General features: G+C 39.8%; 12 protein-coding genes and 3 tRNA genes. 12 read left to right on the top strand and 3 right to left on the bottom strand.

Annotated features, from left to right (window positions below; genetic code table 11):
* Positions 1 to 288 precede the first annotated feature (288 nt).
* Complete coding sequence (locus MED134_RS12965) at positions 289 to 13,287, top strand: HYR domain-containing protein (protein ID WP_038599892.1); 12,999 nt, start codon at positions 289 to 291, stop codon at positions 13,285 to 13,287.
* A gap of 118 nt (positions 13,288 to 13,405) precedes the next feature.
* On the top strand, positions 13,406 to 15,157 hold the full coding sequence (locus MED134_RS12960) for a M14 family metallopeptidase (RefSeq protein ID WP_038599889.1): 1,752 nt from the start codon (positions 13,406 to 13,408) through the stop codon (positions 15,155 to 15,157).
* Here the strand turns inward: MED134_RS12960 and MED134_RS12955 are convergent.
* Positions 15,125 to 15,748 (bottom strand): NUDIX hydrolase, encoded by a 624-nt coding sequence (locus MED134_RS12955; RefSeq protein WP_038599887.1) that lies wholly within the window; start codon positions 15,746 to 15,748, stop codon positions 15,125 to 15,127. The genes MED134_RS12960 and MED134_RS12955 overlap by 33 nt on opposite strands.
* A 7-nt stretch (positions 15,749 to 15,755) precedes the next feature.
* Here MED134_RS12955 and pyrE point away from each other — a divergent pair, with 7 nt between their 5' ends.
* From pyrE to MED134_RS12930, 5 genes are all read left to right on the top strand, one after another.
* Positions 15,756 to 16,394, top strand: coding sequence for an orotate phosphoribosyltransferase (pyrE, locus tag MED134_RS12950; protein WP_035327849.1), 639 nt, complete (start codon positions 15,756 to 15,758; stop codon positions 16,392 to 16,394).
* 23 nt (positions 16,395 to 16,417) lie between these two features.
* A complete protein-coding gene (locus MED134_RS12945; RefSeq protein ID WP_038599884.1) occupies positions 16,418 to 16,810 on the top strand; it encodes an orotate phosphoribosyltransferase in 393 nt (130 codons plus the stop codon).
* A gap of 112 nt (positions 16,811 to 16,922) precedes the next feature.
* Entirely contained in the window at positions 16,923 to 17,768 is an 846-nt protein-coding gene (locus MED134_RS12940; RefSeq protein ID WP_038599879.1) for a transketolase, read from the top strand.
* A gap of 47 nt (positions 17,769 to 17,815) precedes the next feature.
* Entirely contained in the window at positions 17,816 to 18,769 is a 954-nt protein-coding gene (locus MED134_RS12935) for a transketolase family protein (RefSeq protein WP_038599876.1), read from the top strand.
* Positions 18,770 to 18,867: 98 nt separating this feature from the next.
* Positions 18,868 to 19,497: an outer membrane beta-barrel protein gene (locus MED134_RS12930; protein WP_038599874.1), complete on the top strand. Its 630-nt coding sequence runs from the start codon at positions 18,868 to 18,870 to the stop codon at positions 19,495 to 19,497.
* Positions 19,498 to 19,704: 207 nt separating this feature from the next.
* Here the strand turns inward: MED134_RS12930 and MED134_RS12925 are convergent, their stop codons facing one another.
* Entirely contained in the window at positions 19,705 to 20,772 is a 1,068-nt protein-coding gene (locus tag MED134_RS12925) for a hypothetical protein (protein ID WP_038599871.1), read from the bottom strand.
* Between the two features lie 89 nt (positions 20,773 to 20,861).
* Here MED134_RS12925 and MED134_RS12920 point away from each other — a divergent pair, with 89 nt between their 5' ends.
* Both MED134_RS12920 and MED134_RS12915 read left to right on the top strand, forming a co-directional pair.
* Entirely contained in the window at positions 20,862 to 21,257 is a 396-nt protein-coding gene (locus tag MED134_RS12920) for an RNA-binding S4 domain-containing protein (RefSeq protein ID WP_038599868.1), read from the top strand.
* Positions 21,258 to 21,298: 41 nt separating this feature from the next.
* Positions 21,299 to 21,802 (top strand): phosphoribosyltransferase family protein, encoded by a 504-nt coding sequence (locus tag MED134_RS12915; protein WP_038599865.1) that lies wholly within the window; start codon positions 21,299 to 21,301, stop codon positions 21,800 to 21,802.
* Here MED134_RS12915 and MED134_RS12910 read toward each other — a convergent pair.
* Positions 21,794 to 22,315: a shikimate kinase gene (locus MED134_RS12910; RefSeq protein ID WP_038599863.1), complete on the bottom strand. Its 522-nt coding sequence runs from the start codon at positions 22,313 to 22,315 to the stop codon at positions 21,794 to 21,796. The two genes, MED134_RS12915 and MED134_RS12910, sit on opposite strands and share 9 nt — an antisense overlap.
* A gap of 120 nt (positions 22,316 to 22,435) precedes the next feature.
* Between MED134_RS12910 and MED134_RS12905 the strand changes: the two genes are divergently transcribed.
* The 3 genes from MED134_RS12905 to MED134_RS12895 all read left to right on the top strand — a co-directional run bounded on the left by MED134_RS12905 (position 22,436) and on the right by MED134_RS12895 (position 22,943).
* Positions 22,436 to 22,508, top strand: a tRNA-Lys gene (locus MED134_RS12905).
* A gap of 135 nt (positions 22,509 to 22,643) precedes the next feature.
* A tRNA-Lys gene (locus tag MED134_RS12900) sits at positions 22,644 to 22,716 on the top strand.
* Between the two features lie 144 nt (positions 22,717 to 22,860).
* A tRNA-Leu gene (locus tag MED134_RS12895) sits at positions 22,861 to 22,943 on the top strand.
* Positions 22,944 to 23,125: the final 182 nt, after the last annotated feature.

The following is a 23,125-nucleotide window of genomic DNA, read 5'->3' as shown; positions in this document are numbered from 1 at the left end:
ACGTATGGACCAAAGGGGCAATAAGCTATAACCGCAAGTTTTTTATGTCTAATAGAAAGTGGTGTGAGCTACCTTCATAAATATGCCTTGTAGACGTACTTAGTGCGTAATGTGGGAAGAATTACGCTTTCGCGAAAGCGTACATACCCTCAATCATTTTAAATGAGACACATAGGGCATTTACCCGTGTAGATTGACGCGATTTCTGACGGAAATTTCTGACTTAACTCACTTTATACAAACCACTTATAGTGCATACATTTAGTCTTCATTAATTGGGGGATTAATATGAAACAAATTACTACTGCGATACGCGTACTCTTGGTATGTGGTATCTTTTCGACTGCCATTGCGCAAAACGCACCGACTTTTACAGACTGTCCTGTTGCACCTATTACACAAATAAATGATGCTGGATTATGCGGTGCAAATGTCACATTTGCCACGCCTACTCCAAACGATCCGGATGGAACGGCAACCTTTACGGTTACACAAATAGAAGGACCAGCATCTGGAGACTTCTTTCCTGTGGGAGATACTACAGTAACCTTTGAGGCTACTGGCGATCCAGATGGGGTGGCGACTTGTACCTTTACAGTTACAGTAACAGACAATGAAGCGCCAGTGGCAAACTGTATTGCTCCATTTACAATTACGTTAGATGAGGATGGCCTTGCAAGTATTACCACAGCAGATGTGGATGATACCGTTACACCCTCTGCTGACAATTGTCCAGACGCTGTATTATCACTTGACATAACCAGCTTTGACTGTTCTAACATAGGCGATAATACGGTAACGCTCACCATAACAGATGCTGCAGGAAATACAGATACCTGTACTACAACGGTAACTGTAGAAGCAGGAGTACTTGATATTACCTGCCCAGCAGATATCATACTTAACCTTTCTGAGAATGTTGCGACGGTTACACCTGTCTCTGCCTCTACATCCTTCACAACTGTTTTTGACAGTTCGCTTAACAATACCTTTAACGGTAGTGGCTTATCAGAATTTCCAAGTTTTACTGCAACTCACGACGCTACAGTGCCTGCAAACTCCTTTATAGGTGGTGGTACTAGTGGTATTATAGAATATAGTTTAGGCGGTACAGAGCGCATAAATGGAATCTACATCTGGAATCAAAATGCAGGTGGCCCTGGTGCCTCAGGCTCATCTGGTATACAAGATGTTATTATAAGTGCATCTACAAATGGGACAGATTTTACACCTATTGCAGGCGCTCCTGCAACATTTGCACAAGTAATAGCAAGTGATAACGCTGCAGTGCAAGAATTTACTTTTGAACCTATTGATGCCTCGACTATACGCATAGAGGTATTATCTAATTATGGAGATGGCAACACAGGTCTGGGAGAAATCATTTTTTCTAGTATTACAGATGGTTGTGGAGCAGTCATCACCTATGATGCACCTATAGTAGCTACAAATTGTGTGGCAGCCACCGTTACTCAAACAACAGGATTTGCAAGTGGAAATCCTTTCCCCATAGGTACAACTACAAATACCTTTATTGTTGATGATGGAAACGGAAACACAGCAACTTGCTCTTTTGATATTACCATTATAGATGATGTGGCTCCTATCGCTATTTGTCAAGATATTACGGTACAACTAGATGCAACGGGCTCTGTTACCATCACTCCTGAAGAAATAAACAATGGCTCTACAGATAACTGTGGTACGGCAACCCCAACCTTAGACATAACAGATTTTACGTGTGCAGATATAGGAGAAAATACCGTAATTCTAACCATAACAGATGACAATGGTAATAGTGCTACCTGTGAGGCTATTGTCACAGTAGAAAATACTGTAGTACCCACCGTAGTATGTCAAGATATTACCATAAGTCTTGATGATACAGGAGTAGCAACCATTGTAGCTGCTGATATTGATAATGGTAGTTCTGTAGCTTGTGGAGCTCCTATACTAAGCGCAGACATCACAGAATTTAACTGTGAAAATTTAGGAGTTAATACCGTTACACTTACGGTTACAGATGATCAAGGTAATACAGCAAGTTGTGAAGCAATCGTTACGGTAGAGAGTAACAGTATTACAACCATCACTTGTCCAGCAGATATTACGCTTAATCTTTCTGAAGTGGCTACACCTATCATACCCTCATCTGCTAGTACTAGTTTTACCACTGCTTTTGGGTCGAGCCTTACTAATACTTTTAATGGTAATGGACTTACCACTTTTCCAGATCTCAATTCTGACCACAGCTCTTCTGGAGTTACAAACTCGTGGATAGGTGAAGGAACCTCTGGTACAATCACTTTTAATCTAGGTGGTAGTCAGACCATAAGTGGCTTTTCTTTTTGGAATCAAAACAACGGAGGTCCTGGTGCTTCAGGAACCTCGGGCATTCAAAATGTCATTATCTCATCATCAACAAATGGAACAGACTTTACACCTATCCCTGGGGCGCCAGCAGTATTTGCACAAGTAACTGGAGATGGTCCTGTGGCCCCAGAGGTCTTTAACTTTATACCTATTATTGCTTCTAGCATTCGCATAGAAGTACAATCAAATTATGGAGATGGTAATACCGCTTTCGCGGAAATAGCATTTTCTGATGATACACCAGGTTGTGGTGCACTAGTAGCTTATGTAACGCCATTTTCTAATGCTGCCTGTAATGGTGGTGGTGAAGTAACACAAACAGCGGGGTTACCTAGCGGAAGTGCTTTCCCAGTAGGAACAACCACAAATACCTTTGAAGTTACAGATGGCAGTGGCGGAACACAAACCTGCTCATTTGATATTGTTATTACCGATAATGTAGCACCAGATGTATTATGCCAAAACATTGAGGTTGTTCTAGACGGTACAGGTAATGCTATCATCACAACAGCCGATATTGATAATGGTACTACAGATAATTGTGGAGATGTAACCTTGAGTATTGATCAAGATACATTTACTTGTGCAGATGTAGGTACGCCAGTTACTGTGACGCTTACAGCAACAGATGTAAATGGAAACAGCGCTTCTTGTGAGGCAATGGTTACGGTTACTTCTAATGAACTACCGGTGGCCGTTTGTCAAGATATCACTATACAGCTTGTGGGTGGTATGGCAAGCATCACTCCTGCAGACATTGATAATGGCTCGGGATCTACGTGTGGTACTGCTGTAGAATTATCGCTAGATGTTCAAGAATTTACCTGTGAGAATCTGGGGGATAACACTGTAACGCTTACCGTAACAGATGCTTCTGGTAATACAGATACCTGTACCGCAATTGTTACCGTAGAAAATAATGAGCCGCTCGTAATTACTTGTCCGGCAGATATAAACATTAACTTATCTGAGGTCGCTACGCCTATCATTCCTAACTCGGCTTCTACTAGTTTTACTACGGCATTTGGTACAAGTCTCAATAACACTTTTGACGGTACAGGGCTTGAGGCTTTCCCTTCTTTGGAAAGTGAGCACGCACCATCAAGTAATACTAACTCGTGGATAGGTGAAGGAACTACTGGAACTATAGATTTTTCTCTAGGTGGTGTGACAACCGTTTCTGGACTTGCCTTTTGGAATCAAAATGGCGGAGGTCCAGGGGCAGATGGAACTTCGGGTATTCAAAATGTGATTATCTCATCATCAACAAATGGAACAGATTTTACACCTATTCCTGGAGCGCCTACTTCTTTCACGCAAGTGATACCAAATGCTGCTGCCGCACCAGAAATGTTTAATTGGACGCCAGTAATGGCATCTACTATACGCATTGAAGTACAATCTAATTATGGAGATGGAAATACTGCCTTTGCAGAAATTGCTTTCTCAGACACTACCTCGGGATGCGGCGCATTGATTACTTATGAAGGACCGTTTACAAATCAAGAATGTTTCCCAGGAAGCACACTTACTCAAACCGCTGGATTTGCATCGGGAAGTGCATTTCCACTGGGCACTACTACCAATACTTTTGAGGTAGATGATGGTGCTGGTAATATCATCACTTGCTCTTTTGACGTGACAATAACAGATGATGTCGCTCCAGATGTGGTATGTCAGGATATCGAAGTGGTACTTGATGAGACAGGAAACTTTGTAATCACAGCAGCCGATATTGATAATGGCACTACAGATAATTGTGGAGATGTAACCTTGAGTATTGATCAAGATACATTTACTTGTTCAGATGTAGGTACGCCAGTTACTGTGACGCTTACAGCAACAGATGTAAATGGAAACAGCGCTTCTTGTGAGGCGATTGTAACGGTTACTTCTAATGAACTACCGGTAGCTGTTTGTCAAGATATCACTATCCAGCTTGTGAATGGTATGGCAAGTATCACCCCAGCAGACATTGATAATGGTTCAGGCTCTACGTGTGGTACTGCTGTAGAATTATCGCTAGATGTTCAAGAATTTACCTGCGAAAATCTGGGGGACAACACTGTAACGCTTACCGTGACAGATGCTTCTGGTAATACAGATACCTGTACCGCAATTGTTACCGTAGAAAATAATGAGCCGCTCGTAATTACTTGTCCGGCAGATATAAACATTAACTTATCTGAGGTCGCTACGCCTATTATTCCTAATTCGGCGTCTACAAGTTTTACCACGGCATTTGGTACAAGTCTCAATAACACCTTTGATGGTACAGGGCTCGATACGTTCCCATCTCTAGAAAGTGAGCACGCACCGTCGAGTAATACCAACTCGTGGATAGGTGAAGGAACGACTGGAACCATAGATTTTTCTCTAGGTGCTGTGACAACCGTTTCTGGACTTGCCTTTTGGAATCAAAATGGCGGAGGTCCAGGGGCAGATGGAACTTCGGGTATTCAAAATGTGATTATCTCATCATCAACAAACGGAACAGACTTTACACCTATTCCTGGGGCGCCTACTTCTTTCACGCAAGTGATACCAAATGCTGCTGCCGCACCAGAAATATTTAACTGGACGCCTGTAATGGCGTCAACCATACGTATTGAAGTACAATCTAATTATGGAGATGGGAATACCGCCTTTGCAGAAATTGCTTTCTCAGACACTACCTCGGGATGTGGTGCAGTGATTACTTATGAAGGTCCGTTTACAAATCAAGAATGTTTCCCAGGAAGCACACTTACTCAGACCGCTGGGTTTGCATCGGGAAGTGCTTTCCCACTAGGTACTACTACGAATACTTTTGAGGTAGATGATGGTGCTGGTAATATCATTACTTGCTCTTTTGACGTGACAATAACAGATGATGTTGCTCCAGATGTGGTATGTCAGGATATTACTATACAACTAGATGAAACGGGCAGTGCTTCTATACTTGCCTCAGATATAGATGGAGGTACTGCAGACAACTGTACAGATGTTACATTGTCTATAGATATAGACAAATTTGGTTGCGTAAATGTGGGCGAAAATATAGTAACCCTTACTGCAACTGATGGTAATGGAAACACCTCCTTTTGTGAGGCAATTGTAACAGTAGAAAATCTAAATATACCAGAGGCTATCTGTCAAAATATAACTGTAGAACTAGATGCTACGGGCATAGCAATTTTAGATCCTGTACTACTAGATGGAGGAAGCACTTTTGTTTGTGGGCCGCTTACTTATGAAGCAGATGTCACAGAATTTACCTGCGAAAACTTAGGTGAAAACACCGTCGTTCTTACAATTACAGATCCTCAAGGTAATACCTCAACCTGTGAGGCGATAGTTACCGCAGTAAATAATGAACCGGTAACCATAACTTGCCCAGATGATATTATTCTTAATCTTTCTGAGGCGCTAGAACCTATAGCGATTACAAGTACTTCTACAACTTTTACGGCTGCCTTTGGTAGTGAACTTTCAAATGCTACAAACGGTACGGGGCTAACAGTTTCTCCAAGTACTACAGCTACACACGAGCCTACAACTCCGAGCAACTCTTTTATAGGAACCGGTACTACTGGAACTTTAGATTTTAACTTTGGTAGTGAGACTCTTGTGAGCGGACTATCATTTTGGAATCAAAATGGTGGTGGTCCCGGTGCAAATGGTTCTTCTGGTGTTCAAAATGTTGTTTTTTCTTATAGCACAGATGGAACAAACTTCATCCCTATACCAGGTGCTCCATCCATTTTTGCACAAGTCACAGATAATGACTTTTCGGCACCAGAGATTTTTACTTTTGATCAGATAGCGGCTACGGTAATACGTATGGAAGTGACGAGTAATTATGGAGATAGTAATACCGCTTTCGCGGAAATAGTCTTTGCCGATATTTCGTCAGGCTGCGGAGCAATTGTCACTTACGAAGGACCATTTACAAATGCGCTTTGTGCTGGAGGTGGTGAACTTGTACAAACCGAAGGTTTTGCGAGTGGAAGTCCATTTCCGCTAGGAACAACCACAAATACTTTTGAGGTAACAGACGGCGCAGGAAACGTGCAAACGTGCTCTTTTGATATCACTATAATAGACGATGTTGCGCCAAGAGCTGTATGCCAAAACATAACCTTAGAAATAGACGAAACTGGTTCTATAACAATTACTCCAGAAGATATAGATGGAGGTAGTACAGATAACTGTGGTGACATTACATTGTCAATAGACACAGATACATTTACCTGTGATAATGTAGGAGAAAACATTGTGACCTTAACAGTTACAGATAGTAACGGCCTATCATCTTCTTGTGAAGCTATTGTTACGATTATAGGAAGTGATGCTCCTACTGCTGTTTGTCAAGATATCACTCTACTACTTGATGCTGATGGTATAGCGACGCTTACCCCAGAACAAATAGATGGAGGAAGCTTTGCAGGGTGTGGAACATTTACCCTTTCTACAGATATAGCAACTTTTACCTGTGATGACCTAGGTGAAAATATAGTAACGCTTACAGCAACAGATGCTTCTGGAAATAGCACTACTTGTGAGGCAATTGTAACCATAGAAAATAACCAGCCACTTAATCTGTCGTGCCCAGAAGATATTGTCATAAATCTTTCTGAAGTGCTAGAGCCTATTACACCTACTAATGTGACAACGAGTTTTAATTCAGCCTTTGGTAGTAGTATACAAAATACCATTAACGGCGTTGGTCTTGCAACCTCACCAAGTCTTACTGCCACTCACGATGGAACTACAACAAACAATGCCTTTATAGGAGCAGGCACAACGGGAACTATAGATTTTGATCTCGGCACCGAAAGAACAATAACTGGTTTTTCTTTTTGGAACCTTAACGGCGGTGGTCCAGGCGCTAATGGCTCTTCAGGAATTCAAGATGTAAGCATTTCTTATTCGGTAGATGGGACAACCTTTGTTCCGGTAGATGGAGCGCCGGCAGTTTTCGCGCAAGCGTTATCATCACAAGATGTAGCTCCAGAGACATTTAACTTTACACAAATAGCAGCTACTGTTATACGCTTTGAAGTATTAAGCAATTATGGTGATAGTAATACTGGATTTGCAGAAATTGCTTTTGCAGACACCACGGTAGGTTGTGGTGCAGCAATTGTATATGAAGGTCCTTTTACAAATGTAGATTGTCTAGGTGGTGGAGAGCTTGTACAGACGGCAGGTTTTACTAGCGGCAGTATTTTTCCACTAGGTACAACCACAAATATCTTTGAGGTGACTGATACAAATGGCACCACTCTTAGCTGTTCTTTTGATATTACGGTGATAGATGATGTAGCTCCAAGAGCAGTGTGTCAAGATATCACGATACAATTAGATGAAACAGGCTCTGCAACTATAGAGGCGGCAGATGTAGATGGAGGTAGTACAGATAATTGTGGTGATGTGAGCATTGCTATAGACATAGATAAATTTGGTTGTGAAAATGTAGGAGAGAATATAGTAACCCTAACCGTTACAGACAGTAATGGATTAATTTCTACTTGTGAAGCAATTGTGACTATTGAAAACCCTAATATACCTGTTGCAGTTTGTCAAAACATCACACTAGAACTTGATGCTACCGGTGTAGGCATACTAGACCCTGCCTTACTAGATGGAGGAAGCACCTTTGTGTGTGGACCACTTACCTATGAAACAGATATCACAGAGTTTACGTGTGAGAATCTAGGTGAAAATACTGTTGCCCTTACAGTGACAGACCCTCAAGGCAATACCTCAACCTGTGAGGCTATTGTAACTGTAGTTAATAACGAACCAGTAACCATTACGTGCCCAGAAGACCTCATTCTCAACTTATCTGAAGTACTAGAACCTGTCACCATAAGTAGTGTAACAACGAGCTTTAGTCCTGCTTTTGGTAGTGAACTTTCAAATACCACAAACGGAACGGGATTAAGTACCACACCTAGCACTACAGCAAACCACGAGGCTACCACGCCTAGTAATTCTTTTATAGGCGCAGGAACTTCTGGTACAATTGATTTTAACCTGGGAGGAGAGACTCTTATAAGTGGCTTGTCTTTCTGGAATCAAAATGGTGGTGGTCCTGGTGCAAATGGCACTTCTGGTATACAAGAGGTAACAATGCTCTACTCTACAGATGGCACAACTTTTACTGCCATACCGGGTGCTCCTACTACGTTTGCTCAGGTAACGACAAGTGAGTCATCTGCGCCAGAGCTATTTACTTTTGATCAAATTGCTGCTACCGTGATTCGTATGGAGGTGATGAGTAATTATGGAGATGGTAATACCGCTTTCGCGGAAATAGTCTTTGCCGATACTCCGTCAGGTTGTGGGGCAATTGTCACTTACGAAGGACCATTTACAAATGCACTCTGTGCTGGAGGTGGTGAACTTGTACAAACCGAAGGTTTTGCAAGTGGAAACCCGTTCCCGTTAGGAACAACCACAAATACTTTTGAAGTTACAGACGGTGCCGGTAACGTACAAACGTGCTCTTTTGACATCACCATTATAGATGATGTAGCACCAAGAGCTGTTTGCCAAGCGATTACTATAGAAATAGGTGAAGATGGTACGGCTAGCATTACACCAGAAGATATAGATGGAGGCAGTACAGATAACTGTGGTGATATTACATTATCAATAGATACAGATACTTTTACTTGCGATAATGTAGGAGAAAATACCGTGACGCTTACTGTAACTGATAGTAATGGTCTTACCGCTACTTGTGAGGCTATCGTTACTGTCATAAGTGACGGCCCTCCTACTGCTGTATGTATGGACCTTACCATACAACTCGATGAAGACGGAATGGCAATCATCACCCCAGAACAAGTAGATGGAGGTAGCTTCTCAAACTGTGGCACTTTTGAGCTTACACTAGATCAAGACACCTTTACTTGTGAGCAACTAGGTGAAAATATAGTAATACTTACTGCAACGAGTCCTAGTGGCGAGTTTACGAATTGTGAAGCTATTGTGACTGTAGAGAATACACAGCCGCTTAGTATAGAGTGTCCAGAAGATATTGTTCTTAATCTTTCTGAGGTATTGATGCCTGTAGAAGTTTCTAATGGTACGACATCATTTAGCCCTGCATTTGGCAGTGAGCTTGCAAATGCTATTAATGGCACTGGTCTTGAGATGTCTCCTAGCTTAATGGCAAATCACGAAGCCTCGACACCTAGTAATGCTTTTATAGGTACTGGATCGAGCGGTAGTATAGATTTTGATCTTGGGCAAGAAACTATTATAAATGGATTCTCCCTATGGAATTTAAACGGTGGAGGTCCTGGAGCAGAAGGTTCTTCTGGTATTCAAGATGTTACTATACTCTACTCGTTAGATAACGTGACATATACAGTACTTCCTGAAGCGCCTACAGTATTTGCTCAGGTTACTACTTCAGAACCTGTAGGTCCAGAGGTATTTACATTTACTCAGGTGGCCGCTCGCTACATACGCTTTGATGTACAAAGCAATTATGGCGATGGTAATACGGGAATAGCAGAGGTCGCTTTTGCAGATGTAACAGATGGATGTGGCGCTATTGTAAACTACGATGGTCCTTTTGAAAATCTTGATTGTCTGGGTGGTGGCACATTAGAACAAACAGCTGGTTTTGAAAGTGGTAGTCCGTTCCCGCTAGGCACCACTACAAATACATTTATAGCAACTGACACTACTGGTAATGAGGTGACTTGCTCATTTACAATCACCCTAATAGATGATGTAGCGCCAAGAGCTGTTTGCACACCTATAACTGTCGTGCTTGATGAAAATGGTATCGCAACCATTACCGCAGATGATATTGACAATGGCAGTTCTGATAACTGTGGTGATATTACTACCGCTATAGACATTGATTCATTTACTTGTGAGCAACTAGGGGAAAACACAGTAGTACTTACCGTAACAGATGCAAATGGAAATAGCTCGACTTGTGAAACTATTGTCACTGTCGAAACCAACATAGCACCTACAGCTGTATGTCAAAACATTACAGTAGAACTAGATGAAGAAGGAATGATTACCGTAGAACCAGTACTAGTAGATGGAGGCAGTACTGCTGTTTGTGGCGAACTAACTTATGTACTAGATGTGTTTGAGTTTACTTGTGATAACTTAGGTGAAAACACTGTTATTCTAACAGTAACAGATGAGCAAGGTCTCACTGCTACTTGTGAAGCTGTAATAACAGTAGTTAATAACCAACCGATAGAAATTACCTGTCCAGAAGATTTGGTTGTAAATCTATCTGAAATTTCTAACCCTATTGTACCTACGGGAGCTACTACTACATATAATAGCGCCTTTGGTAGTACGCTTTCAAATGCAATAGACGGAACGGGCCTAAATACCTCTCCTAGCCTTACTACAGATCACGCTCCTTCTACTCCTGAAAATTCTTGGATAGGAGAAGGAAGTACTGGTACAATTGATTTTGATTTAGGAGTAGAAACAACCGTGAGCGGATTCTCTTTCTGGAATCAAAATGGTGGTGGTCCGGGACCAGATGGAACTTCAGGTATAAGAGATGTTTTGATTTCTTATAGTGTAGATGGTAGTACGTTCATAGATATAGATGGAGCGCCTACAGTTTTCGCGCAAGCGGAAGAAAACGCACCGAGCGCACCAGAGATATTTACATTCACCCCTATTACGGCAACTACAATCCGTATGGAAGTACTATCTAATTATGGAGATGGAAACACAGGTTTTGCAGAAATTGTATTTTCTGATGCGGCATCAGGTTGTGGGGCAATTATTTCTTACGAAGGACCATTTACAAATGAGAACTGTGTTGGCGGTGGTACTGTTACACAAACTGCTGGTTTTGCAAGCGGTAACCCATTCCCCGTAGGTACCACTACTAACACCTTTACTGTAGAAGATGGTAATGGTAACCTAGATACTTGTTCTTTTACAATCACAATTATAGATGATCTAGCACCTAGAATGTTTTGTCAAAATATTGAGATAGCACTAGATGAAAATGGAATGGCAACCATAACTCCAGAAGATATTGATGGTGGCACAAGTGATAACTGTACGCCAGTAACTTTAAGTATAGATATTGATTCATTTACGTGTGAAAATCTTGGAGAAAACGTGGTTACCCTCACGGCTACAGATGAGAATGGAAATACAGCAAACTGCGAGGCTATTGTAACGGTTACAAGTAGTGTTATACCGCAAATCACTTGTCAAGATATCACTGTTGAGCTTGATGAGAATGGTATGGTTACTATTGTACCAGAAGATGTACTTGCAGATACATCTTCTACTTGTCTTATAGATAATTTAGAATTAGACATATCAGAATTTGGCTGTGCAAACACAGGTCCAAATGTGGTAATAGTTACTGCTACAGATAATGCTGGTAATACGGCTACTTGTGAAGCGATTGTTACAGTAATAGATGTTACTGCACCCACACCAGAATGTATGGATGCAACCATCTCACTAGATGAAAATGGTATCGCAATTCTTACTCCAGAAGATGTAATAGGTAACCTCGTACCTGTACAGGGTATTCCTTTTACTGGTGACGGAGTGCCTGAAAGTATCCCGATGACGGGTACAGGAGGTACAAATTGTGCTGGAGGACCTACCACCTCTACAGCAGCAGTAGATCTTGAGGGCACTATAAGTGACGCCTATCGCATTGCTACGGTCATTGTAGATCTGGATCACTCTTTTGTAGGTGACCTAAACTTAACCCTTACATCACCACAAGGTACAGAACTTGTACTCTCTGCAGGTAATGGCGGAAATGCACAGGGTTATGAAAATGCAACCTTTGATGATGATGGAGAAGACATCACAATGGTGACAGGCCCTGTAAACGGAATTTATTCTCCAGAAGGAGGAACCTTTGCAGATACTTTTGCTGGTGAACAAATAAACGGAAACTGGAGTCTATCTGTCTGTGACAATACACAAGGTGACGTTGGTCAACTATTGAGATTTGAGATAAGCTTTGCAGATCCAGATGATGATCTTCTAGGAGTTCCTGACAACTGTACGCCTACTTCAGATATTGAGTTTGACGTAGACACTTTTGATTGTTCTAATCTAGGCGAAAATGTTGTAAATATTACTGTGACAGATGCAAAAGGCAATGTAGCCACTTGTACAGTAAATGTCACTGTAGTAGATGAGGCTCCACCTACGGCAATCTGTCAAAGCATTGTTGTTATACTTGATGAAGATACTGGTACAGCTAGTATAACACCAGATATGATAGACAATGGAAGTACAGACAACTGTGGTGGAGAGGTAACACTTAGTCTAGACATTACAGAATTTGGTTGTGCAGATGTGGGAGAAAATATCGTGACACTCACCGTTACAGATCAAAACGGAAACACTGCCACTTGTGAAGCGACTGTTCTTGTAGATGCAGATGATTTTGGGCTCATCTCTTGTCAAGAAGATTTTACCGTAGAGGCAGATCTCTTTGACCTTTATGAGATAGAAAACTACATAGAATCACTTACAGATAATTGTGGGGGCGGCACCTTTACAAACGTATCTCAACAACCTGTTGCTGGCACGATCATAGATGCTCCTCAAGAGGTACCCGTAACGCTTACAGGTTTTGACGAAGATGGAAATATGGTTACCTGTGAGTTTACAATCACAGTGACAAACAACCCGCTAAGTGTAGATGATTTAAGCTTACGCGAAAGCGACATCATACTCTTCCCTAACCCTACGCGAGGAGACATTACTCTCAAAAACTTGAGTAATACTCCACTAGATTATATGGTTATAACAGATATAAGAGGTCGTATTGTTGAGCGTATAGAGTTATCTAGTAGCGGTATAAACACAAACATATCACTCAGATATTATGAAGCTGGAGTATATTTTATGCACATAACGGCAGGCAAACACAACTTGTAAAAAGAGTTGTAAAAAAATAACAACTAACCAATCTCCCTGCTTTAGGCCTCATTTTTAAAAAGAAGATGGGGCCTTTTTTTTGTCAATTTGTATCTTCACAGCACAATCCAACCATCATATGAAAAAAGTTATCGTACTCATCGCCATCTCTATCCTTAGTTTAAGTTGTGGAGAGCACAAAGACAATCCAGATAATACAGACTTTACAACTCTCTTTGAAAAAAGCGACGGTACAGAAACACCTACTTATGATGAGGTGATCACATTTTATCAAGATCTTGACAAGGCATACAGATCTATAAAAACCTACGAAGTAGGAATGACAGATGCAGGTAAGCCCCTCACGCTAGTCACTTTTAATCCTAATCGTAGTTTTGATAGTGAGTTTTCTGATGATATAGATGTGCGCCGTATTCTCATAAATAATGGCATTCACCCGGGAGAGTCAGATGGGATAGATGCAACAATGATGCTTATGCGTGACCTCGCACAAGGCAAGATAGAAGCACCAGAAGATACTTGGGTAAGTGCCATCGCCATATACAATATAGGAGGTGCTCTTAATCGTAACAGTACATCACGCACAAATCAAAATGGGCCAAAAGAATATGGTTTTAGAGGTAATGCAAGAAACTACGACCTCAACCGCGATTTTATAAAACGTGATACAAAAAACGCACAAGCCTTTGCAGAAATCTATCATATGATATCTCCAGACGTTTTTATAGATAATCACGTGAGTAATGGCGCAGACTATCAGTACACCCTTACCCATCTTTTTACACAACACAATAAACTAGGCGGTGCTTTAGGTAACTACGTGCACGACACCTTCCAGCCTATGCTTGAGGAGGATCTTAAGAGTAAAGATTGGGAAATCACTCCTTATGTAAACGTTTTTAATAGCGTTCCAGAAAAAGGTTTTAGCCAGTTTATGGACTACCCTCGTTACTCAACAGGCTTTACATCACTATGGAACACCATAGGCCTTATGGTAGAGACACATATGCTCAAGCCTTATAAACCACGTGTAGAAGGTACATATGAGTTAATGAAAAGTGTATTAAAACTCACTGCTCAAAACGGAGATCAGATAAAAGAAATACGTGCAGAGGCTTTTAACGCTTTCGCGAAAGCGGAAACTTACCCCGTACAATTTGCTCTAGACACAACAAAAACCACAACCTTAGAATTTTTAGGCTACGAGGGAGAAATGATACCAAGTAAAATCACAGGAAAACAACGCCTCAAATATAATAGAACAAAGCCTTTTACCAAAGAAGTAACCTACTACGATTACTTTAAACCTACTAAGGAAGTGCGTGTACCTAAGGCATATGTGATACCTAGAGGCTACCGTGACATTGCTCTTATTCTCAAAGACAACAACATTAAGTTCAAACAGCTTAAAAGGGATACTACGTTTACGGGAGAAGTATATCATATAGATACCTATGACACTCGCAAAAGTGCTTACGAGGGTCATTATTTACACTACAACACAGCTGTAAAAACTACCAGCCAAGAAGTAACTGTGGCAAAGGGTGGCTATCTCGTGCCTACAGATCAAGATGGAATACGCTACTTGCTAGAAACCCTCGAGCCAGAGGCAACAGACAGTTTCTTTAACTGGAACTTTTTTGACACCATATTGCAACAAAAGGAAGGATTCTCACCATATGTGTGGGAAGACAAAGCACTCGAAGTCCTTAAACGCAACCCACAATTACAAATTGAATTTAACCTCAAAAAATCACTAGAACCGCAATTTGCCGAAAACTGGTATGCCCAGCTGGACTGGCTTCATAAAAAATCACCTAACTATGAGAAAGCACACCTACGCTACCCTATCGTTAGGATGCTTAACTAGATATGTACTCGGGAAGATGAGCTTGATATTTTCGTAAGATTTATCAAGCGCTTTTTGTGCTTTTTCAAAGTTGAGCCACTTTGCTTTTTTTATACCCTCTTTAGTTTGCGGCACAAGAGCCTCTGTAGAGCTTGTATGCATTTCATACCAGAAAGTCTCTTTAAGTCTAAATTTACCGTTGCGTTTAAAAACGTGATAAGTAATTTCAAGCGGTCTCTTAATAGTAAGTCCTTTTACACCGGTCTCCTCCTCTACTTCTCTCAGAGCACATTCTTCTATGCCCTCTTTCTTTTCTATCTTTCCTTTAGGGAGGTCCCACCTGCCGTTGCGGTGTATAAAAAGAATTTCCTTTTTGTCATTATAAACAAGACCACCACCAGCTATCACGAGCTTAAGCTTCTTGCGTAAATGTTTAAGAAGTTTTTCTTCTTTAGGGTGATATAGATTGATGTATAGCTGTTCTCCCTTGTATAGTTTTTTGATTAATTTTTTAATCTTAACCGTCTTAATCGGAATCGTCTTATACTGTTTACCTATTACCTTTTCGGTAGATAGAATAATAGGAATATCATTGACAAAAACTTTATACATTTGCAATATGATTTTAGACAAAGAAACGGCAAAAAAAACTGCCGAATTGCTTTTGCAAATTAATGCAATAAAACTACAACCGCAAACTCCTTTTACGTGGGCTTCTGGTTGGAAATCTCCCATTTATTGCGATAACCGTATCACACTGTCGTACCCAGCAATACGTAATTACATACATCAAGAGATGGCAAAACAAGTAGAGTCTATCTACGGTAAGCCAGATGCGATAGTAGGCGTTGCTACGGGAGCAATAGGTATTGGTATGCTTGTTGCAGATTATCTTAATGTACCTTTTGCTTATGTACGCCCTGAACCAAAAAAGCACGGACGTAAAAATCAAATAGAAGGTCACCTAGAGCCTAACAGTAATGTAGTGGTAATAGAAGATCTTATAAGCACTGGTAAGAGTAGCCTTATGGCAGTAGAAGCTCTTAAAAATTCTGATATGAATGTAAAAGGGATGCTAGCCATCTTTACTTATGGGTTTGACACAGCCGCTACAAATTTTGAAGAAGCTGGCGTAGCACTTAATACATTAAGTGATTACTCGCACCTATTATTACAAGCTCGCGATACAAACTTCATAACAGAAGCGCAGCAAGAAACCTTAGAAAACTGGCGTAAAGACCCAGCAAACTGGGGATAATTATACAAATTAAAAAAAGCTAAATGAACTTAGAGAGCCCAGTAAAAACTTTAGATAAATCTCAAGAAGAGGTATACAACTTCTTGATGAACATTGAGAATTTTGAAAAATTAATGCCAGAAAACACCAAATTTGAAAAAATAAGCGATACCCGTTTCTTATTTGGTCTTAAAGGAATGCCAGAGATTGTATTAGATCTTAAAGAAGGTATACCACACAGTAAAGTAGTACTAGGTGCTGCCAGTGACAAAATTCCTTTTGAGCTCACTGCAGATATTAAAGAACTAGAAGCCTCAAAAACGGAAGTGCAACTCCTTTTTCAAGGTGAGTTTAATGCAATGATGGCAATGATGGTAAAAGGACCTATCACAAAATTTATAGGTACACTTTCAGAAAATATGGATGTTATTGCATAAAGCAATTTAAATTCAATATTTCGCAAAAATCAAAGAAGTCCTACAATCTTGAGCAATCTAGATGGTAGGACTTTTTTATATGCTTATTTTTACGTGATAAAATTTATCCAAGATGGCAGATATTAAGAAGCTAGAAGCATTTGTAACACAAGTGCGCAGAGACATTGTACGACAAGTACACAAAGTAAGTTCAGGTCACCCTGGAGGATCCTTAGGATGTGCAGAATTTATTTCGGTTCTCTATCAAGAACTAATGGAACGTAAAGAAGGATTTGATATGGATGGTATAGGAGAAGATCTCTTCTTCTTATCTAACGGTCACATATCACCCGTATTTTATAGCGTGCTCGCACGATCTGGGTATTTTCCCGTAGAAGAACTTAACACTTTTAGATTGTTAGACTCACGTCTACAAGGTCACCCTACTACACACGAAGGGCTACCAGGAGTGCGTATAGCCTCTGGATCACTAGGCCAAGGACTTAGTGTTGCCGTAGGTGCCGCTCAAGCAAAAAAACTTAATAACGATAACCACACCATCTATGCACTTATGGGTGATGGTGAGTTACAAGAAGGACAAAACTGGGAAGCTATAATGTATGCCTCTGCAAAAAAGGTGGACAACCTTATTGCAACTGTAGACCTCAATGGTCAGCAAATAGACGGTAGCACAGACCACGTACTTGATTTAGGAAGTGTGCGTGCAAAGTTTGAAGCCTTTGGGTGGATTGTTTTAGATATAGAAAAAGGAAATGACATTCAGGCCATTGTATCTGGAATGAACGAGGCAAAAGCTGCATCTGGTCAAGGTAAACCTGTCTGTGTGTTATTACACACAGTTATGGGTAACGGTGTAGACTTTATGATGGGCACTCACGCCTGGCACGGTAAAGCTCCTAATGATGAGCAACTCGCTAGTGCACTAGAGCAAAATCCAGAAACACTAGGCGATTACTAAACCTTTTCTTATTACGCTTTCGCGAAAGCGTACCAAAAACTTTTACAATGAAAACATACGAAAATACAGGCAGTAAAGACACAAGATCAGGTTTTGGCGCAGGAATGACAGAACTAGGTAGAACAAACCCAAACGTGGTTTCGCTTTGTGCAGACCTTATAGGATCTTTAAAAATCCAAACCTTTATAGATGAAAATCCTGAGCGCTTTTTCCAGATAGGAATCGCAGAGGCAAATATGATGGGTATCGCAGCAGGTCTTACCATAGGAGGTAAAATACCTTTTACAGGTACTTTTGCAAACTTCTCTACAGGTCGTGTTTATGACCAGATAAGACAGTCTATAGCATACTCTGGTAAAAATGTAAAGATTTGTGCATCTCACGCGGGTCTTACCCTAGGTGAAGATGGTGCAACACACCAAATACTAGAAGACATAGGCCTTATGAAAATGTTACCAGGTATGACAGTAATAAATACCTGTGACTATAACCAGACCAAAGCCGCTACAATAGCCCTTGCAGACCACGTAGGGCCGGTTTATTTACGTTTTGGCCGTCCGGTAGTACCTAACTTTACTCCAGCAGATCAAACATTTGAAATAGGTAAAGCCGTACAATTACAAGAAGGTAATGATGTGACAATTGTTGCAACTGGTCACCTAGTATGGGAAGCGCTAGAGGCTTGCAAAGTCCTTAACGAGAAAGGAATCACGGCAGATGTAATAAACATACACACCATAAAACCGCTTGATGCAGAGGCAATCATTAAGTCTGTAAAAAAGACTGGATGTGTCGTGACTGCAGAGGAGCATAACTTTCTAGGAGGTCTTGGTGAGAGTGTTGCTAGAGAGCTATCACTTACGTACCCAGTACCACAAGAGTATGTCGCTACAGAAGATACTTTTGGCGAGAGTGGAACTCCAGCACAACTTATGGAGAAATATGGTCTTAATGCAAACGCGATTGTTAAGAAAGTAGAAAAAGTGATTTCAAGAAAATAATAACGTATACCATACGTTTTTAATATATGACATAGGCAGTATGATTGTAACATACTGCCTTTTTATTTGTCTTTACATTAATCAATAAAATTTCAATTATGAAAAAAATCATTGTCGCCGTACTACTTTTATCAGGTATTACAGCATTAAGCCAGAGTACTGGCTTTGGTATTAAAGGAGGACTTAATTATGGATCTGTAGGTGACTTAGAGTTTACGTCTGAGTTTGCAAATGGCACTTTTAGCAAAGAAAACAAAACCGGTTTTCACGCTGGTGTTTTTTATAAAGCAAAGTTTGCTGGACTCATTATACAACCAGAGCTGTTATATACAAAGCTCAATACAGAATACACAAACGACGGAGTATCTTCAGACGTATATGATTATGAACTTTCAAAAATAGACATTCCGCTTCTCGTAGGATTTGACATAATAGGCCCACTTAACATCAAGGCGGGACCGTCATTTCAATACATTCTTGAAAATGGATTTGAAGAGGTAGATATAGATTTTGAAGATCCAGAAAATTCATTTACTGTAGGATATCAACTAGGTGTAGGAGTAACACTAGGCCAGCTAGGTATAGATGTAAGGTATGAAGGTGCCTTTACAGATAATACGATTATCACTGAGTCACAAGTAGAAGATAACAGTGTAGGTTTTCAAGTAGATGCAAGGCCTTCACAATGGATTTTAAGTCTCTCATACGCTTTTGATAAAAAGAATTAAAACAAGCTTCAAAAACTGATATAAAACACCTCATCTGGGGTGTTTTTTGCTTTTTAAAGAATGACCATTGTACTATTTTCTATAATTAATTTAGTCATAGCGTCTCACCAAAAATGGATGTGATAAATTTAATCTAACTAAAAAACCCACATTGTAATGTACAATGTGGGTTTTTATTACGCTTTCGCGAAAGCGGTATACCGTCTACTAGCTATCTGAATCTAGATAATCTGGTGTACCGTCTCCATCTGTATCTGTGTAAGTGATTTCACCCGTAAGAGTGTTTACAATAATTTCATCTATTGTAGGTCTTCCATCACCATCATCATCTGTGTCTAAATGATCATTTATACCATCTCCGTCTGTATCAAGTAGACTTACAAAATTTCCGTCTTCATCTGTAACAGTTTCTAGTTTGGTAAGGATACCATCATTATCATCATTTGGATCTCTAAAGGCTGGTACAGCATCTCCATCTGGATTATCTGCTTCGTCAAAAAGGAAACCGTTATTATCTATATCTTCATTGATAGTGATAATACCATCACCATCGTGATCTGTAATTACCACATCAAAAACAGAAAAAGTAAACACTATAGATCCGTATAAGCTAATGTCTGCTGGAGGCTGGTTAAAATAAGCAAGACCTGATGGTACAAATACAGCACCTACTCCGTAATCTTGGTTAAAAGAAGTAGTACCATCTGGCTCTACTGTAAAGCCTGAAGCTCCTCCAAAACCTACATTATTATCTTCTGAAACTGTACTTAATAAATTTACAGAAGTTCCTAACCCATTTGCAAAACCATCTATGGTAGTAGGAAGGTTAAGCCAGATAGGGTTAACAGTAGCGTCAAAAGTTTCTCCGTAAAGATTGAAACCCTCATATGCTATTAAGGTAGAATCTGTAAAAGTTGCTACAGGCTCTACTCCACTACCCTCTCTTACTTGTAAGATATATAGTGAGTTATCTGTATCAAATCTATTATACTGCTTTTTCTTAAGCTCTGGTCTGTTTATTAATGGTGTTTTATCACTATTATCACCCGCTATAGTGTCAAAAACTATTTTATAATCAAAATCTGCAGGTGGATTTTCAAACTCTTCATAATTATAAAAGTGAGTAGAAAGGTACTCTACCAGTAACTCGTCATCTTCTATAGACTGCTCGCCACGGTCTCTTACGGGAACCTCTATAAGGTCATCATCATTATTAGGACAAGCTACACAAACTAGTAAAACCAGCACTAAACCAAGGTAATTTCTTAATTTCATCAATATTATTTTAAGGAGCGCAAGATACAATTTTGATGTATTTTTGCACATTACTTTACAGTTATTAACGCTGTTTTAGGGCTTTTTATATGCGAGTAGACAAATATTTATGGTGTGTGCGTTACTTTAAGACGCGATCTATAGCCACGGCTGCCTGTAAAAAAGGGCAGGTAAAAATGAATGGAGCTTCTGTAAAACCATCGCGAGATGTGTATCCTACAGACAAGATCTCTGTGCGAAAAAATCAAGTTACCTATATTCTTGAAGTTCTAGACCTACCAGAAAGTAGACTGGGGGCAAAACTAGTGGGAATGTATGTACAAGATCATACTCCAAAAGAAAATCTAGAAAAATTAGAACTTCTCAAATATTCAAAAGATTATTACCGCAAGAAGGGGTCTGGTAGACCTACTAAAAAGGATCGTAGAGATATAGATGATATATATAATAATGACTCCTTTTTTGGTAGTGACGAAGAAGAATAAGCAGGATATTAAATATCTTTATACCATAAGCAATTTCAAGTATGAAAGTTAAGTTGGAAAAAATACTAGATCACACAGCTATACAGCATAAAACAAAACGTATAGCGTTTCAGATTTACGAGAGTAATGCAAATGAAGAAGAGATCATACTTGCAGGTATAGCAGATAATGGCTACAAATTTGCAGAACGTCTAGCCAAAGTACTTTCTGAAATCTCACCTTTACAAACCAAGCTTTGTAAAGTGACTATGGATAAGAAAAATCCTTTAGGCACTGTAGAAACCAGTATGTCACCAGAAGAATACAAGGATAAATCTGTGATACTTATAGATGACGTACTTAATTCTGGAACAACACTCGTTTATGGTGTAAAACACTTCCTTAACGTACCACTTAAAAGGTTTAAAACCGCCGTACTTGTAAATAGAAACCATAAAAAGTATCCCGTTAAGGCAGACTTTAAAGGGATTTCATTAAGTACTTCTCTCAATGAGTCTGTAAAAGTTACTTTTAGAAAAGGTAATGATACTGCTGTATTAGAGTAAGGAGTTCTTTATACTATCTACAACTTCTTGAGGACTTTGATCTTCTATTTTTAGAACTAGATCTGACTGGTTGTAATAAAAACCTCTTTCAAATAAGTGCTTTCTAACATAATCTTCTAGATCTTCATAAGATTGCATACTAGCGATGAGAGGACGCTCTTCTTTTGCAGACCATAAACGTTGAGCAAGTGTTTTAAAGTGCCAATTAAGATATACCGTTTGCGCATCACTATCCTTTAACACCTGAAGATTTGTGCCATAACAAGGGGTACCTCCTCCTAATGCAACAACGACCTGCTCAGATTCTTCTTCTAAAAGTTGTTGTAAGTAAGTAGACTCTGCTTTTCTAAAATATATTTCTCCCTTATTTTTAAAAATTTCAGAGATACTCATCCCCTCTTTTTGAGTAATGTAGGTGTCAAAATCTATAAATTTATAAGAAAGCACTTCGGCAAGTAGCGGTCCGATGGTTGATTTTCCAGACCCCATATAACCTACTAGATATATTTTCATAAGCGAACTTGTTGAGAAACAAAAGTATATATTAATCTAAAAAAAAGATTGAAAATTTTATTTAAAACACTTGGCAGTAAGAATTAATTAACTGTATATTTGCACCCGCATTAAGGCAATGACCTGGTAGCTCAGTTGGTAGAGCATCTCCCTTTTAAGGAGAGGGTCCTGGGTTCGAGCCCCAGCCAGGTCACTTATAAGTGCAAACCTCTGTCTAACGATAGAGGTTTTTTTATGTGTCACCGCTAAAAAAACGTTCTTAAAATAATTACATAATAAGCCCAAAATCTCAAAAGAAGATTTTATATTTGCACCCCGTTAAAATAACGACCTGGTAGCTCAGTTGGTAGAGCATCTCCCTTTTAAGGAGAGGGTCCTGGGTTCGAGCCCCAGCCAGGTCACTTTACAAGCATAAACCTCTATCTAACGATAGAGGTTTTTTTATAGAACAGTTTTATCCTATTTTAAAATATCTGTGGATTAATACACAAGTTTGATAAGAAGATTTTATATTTGCACCCGCATTGATAAAATGCCGCTTTTCTACCCGGGTGCTGAAATTGGTAGACAGGCACGGTTGAGGGCCGTGTGCACTAGTTGCGTGTGGGTTCAAGTCCCATCCCGGGTACAATAAAAGAGTTAATCGTAAGGTTAGCTCTTTTTTTATACAAGTACTCTTAACTATACAAATAGACCCAAAACACCTATACTTTAAGCACCACGGAAATAACTTTTACACACTTACAGCATAAGAAAATATCGCATATTTGATATTTTGTTTAAAACTTAACACTATTTGATTAAACAAAA

Source organism: Dokdonia sp. MED134, assembly GCF_000152925.2.
Lineage (GTDB): Bacteria > Bacteroidota > Bacteroidia > Flavobacteriales > Flavobacteriaceae > Dokdonia.
The sequence above is the reverse complement of the archived record's forward strand: the minus strand, read 5'-3'. Positions and strand labels throughout refer to the sequence as shown.

Excerpts from the sequence above, each read along its gene's own strand:
- pyrE (WP_035327849.1), top strand. The coding sequence starts at position 15,756 with ATGATTTTAGACAAAGAAACGGCAAAAAAAACTGCCGAATTGCTTTTG.
- MED134_RS12925 (WP_038599871.1), bottom strand. The coding sequence starts at position 20,772 with ATGAAATTAAGAAATTACCTTGGTTTAGTGCTGGTTTTACTAGTTTGT.
- MED134_RS12940 (WP_038599879.1), top strand. The coding sequence starts at position 16,923 with ATGGCAGATATTAAGAAGCTAGAAGCATTTGTAACACAAGTGCGCAGA.
- MED134_RS12910 (WP_038599863.1), bottom strand. The coding sequence starts at position 22,315 with ATGAAAATATATCTAGTAGGTTATATGGGGTCTGGAAAATCAACCATC.
- MED134_RS12915 (WP_038599865.1), top strand. The coding sequence starts at position 21,299 with ATGAAAGTTAAGTTGGAAAAAATACTAGATCACACAGCTATACAGCAT.
- MED134_RS12935 (WP_038599876.1), top strand. The coding sequence starts at position 17,816 with ATGAAAACATACGAAAATACAGGCAGTAAAGACACAAGATCAGGTTTT.
- MED134_RS12960 (WP_038599889.1), top strand. The coding sequence starts at position 13,406 with ATGAAAAAAGTTATCGTACTCATCGCCATCTCTATCCTTAGTTTAAGT.
- MED134_RS12955 (WP_038599887.1), bottom strand. The coding sequence starts at position 15,748 with ATGTATAAAGTTTTTGTCAATGATATTCCTATTATTCTATCTACCGAA.
- MED134_RS12945 (WP_038599884.1), top strand. The coding sequence starts at position 16,418 with ATGAACTTAGAGAGCCCAGTAAAAACTTTAGATAAATCTCAAGAAGAG.
- MED134_RS12965 (WP_038599892.1), top strand. The coding sequence starts at position 289 with ATGAAACAAATTACTACTGCGATACGCGTACTCTTGGTATGTGGTATC.
- MED134_RS12930 (WP_038599874.1), top strand. The coding sequence starts at position 18,868 with ATGAAAAAAATCATTGTCGCCGTACTACTTTTATCAGGTATTACAGCA.
- MED134_RS12920 (WP_038599868.1), top strand. The coding sequence starts at position 20,862 with ATGCGAGTAGACAAATATTTATGGTGTGTGCGTTACTTTAAGACGCGA.